The organism is Bacteroides sp. K03, assembly GCF_019734355.1.
GTDB lineage: Bacteria > Bacteroidota > Bacteroidia > Bacteroidales > Bacteroidaceae > Bacteroides > Bacteroides nordii.
Window position 1 is genome coordinate 1 of the sequence record NZ_JAASHC010000059.1, and the last position, 1,303, is coordinate 1,303.

At 37.8% G+C, this 1,303-nt stretch carries 1 protein-coding gene; it reads left to right on the forward strand.

Annotation, left to right across the window (positions count from 1 at the left end):
- Positions 1–138 precede the first annotated feature (138 nt).
- Positions 139–1,290: an ISAs1 family transposase gene (locus tag HCG69_RS20580; RefSeq protein ID WP_007482973.1), complete on the forward strand. Its 1,152-nt coding sequence runs from the start codon at positions 139–141 to the stop codon at positions 1,288–1,290.
- Positions 1,291–1,303: the final 13 nt, after the last annotated feature.

Consider the following 1,303-nt stretch of genomic DNA (forward strand, 5'->3'; position numbering starts at 1 on the left):
CAGGGCCGACGCATTAAATAATTTACTATTGCATATGTACTTTTCTTATTGTTATTTAATTGAATATTAATTATTTAGTATTATTTTATTTCGTTTATATTTCGTATATTTACATGGTAATATTAAACAGTAATTGACATGAAAATAGGTATAATTGACATTTGTAAGCAAATAGAGGACCCTCGGATGGATCGTAAAAAGTTACATAAAATGGAAACGATCATATATGTATCCATTGCTGCTGTCATCTGTGGTGCTCAGTCTTGGAATGAGATTGAAGAATTTGGCCATGCTAAATTCGATTTTTTTAAAAGTAGAATACCCGATTTAGAAGTTATCCCCAGCCATGATACTTTTAATCGTTTCTTCAGCATTATAAAACCATCCTATTTTGAGTTGATTTTCCGCAATTGGGTGAAACAAGTGTGTCAGGAGATTAAAGGTGTTGTAGCCATCGATGGAAAACTAATGCGTGGTCCTAGCAAATGTAATGATGAACATACTACCGGCAAAGAAGGCTTTAAGCTTTGGATGGTTTCAGCATGGTCTGCAGCTAACGGTATTTCTCTGGGTCAGGTAAAAGTGGATGATAAAAGTAATGAAATCACAGCTGTTCCTCTGCTAATCCATGCCTTGGATCTGGATGATTGTATCGTCACTATTGATGCCATGGGCTGTCAGTTGGAAATAACAAAAGCCATTATTGAACGGAATTCAAACTATATAATAGCTTTAAAGAAAAATCAAAAGAGCAGTTATGAATTAGCCAAGAAAATAATTGATGGGTATGAAAACAGAAATGTGATTCTCAATAGGGTTACCCGGCATACCAGCGAAAGTACAGGACATGGCAGGCTTGAAACAAGAGTCTGTACTGTAGTCAGTTATGGTCCGGTCATGGAGCCGATGTTTAAGGACAAATTTGCGGGATTGAGGTCAATAGTGGGCATGAAATCCGAAAGGATAATTTTGGCAACGGGGGAACGTACTGAAGAAACGAGGTATTATATAACTTCACTTGAAAATACTAACCCGGAGGAAATAGCCAATGCCATTAGGCAGCATTGGTCCATTGAAAACAATCTGCATTGGCAACTGGATGTTACCTTCAGGGAAGACTACAGCAAGAAAGTGCAGAATGCAGCAAGAAATTTCTCGGCAGTTACAAAAATGGCGCTCACCATTTTGAAGAATGATAAAGTCACAAAAGGAAGCATGAATCTCAAAAGGCTGAAAGCAGGATGGGATGAAAAATACCTGTCAACACTTTTACAGGACAGCGCATTTTAATGCGTCGGCCCTG

What these genes read in the sequence shown, in the direction of transcription:
- HCG69_RS20580 (WP_007482973.1), top strand. Translation starts at nt 139, where the DNA reads ATGAAAATAGGTATAATTGACATTTGTAAGCAAATAGAGGACCCTCGG.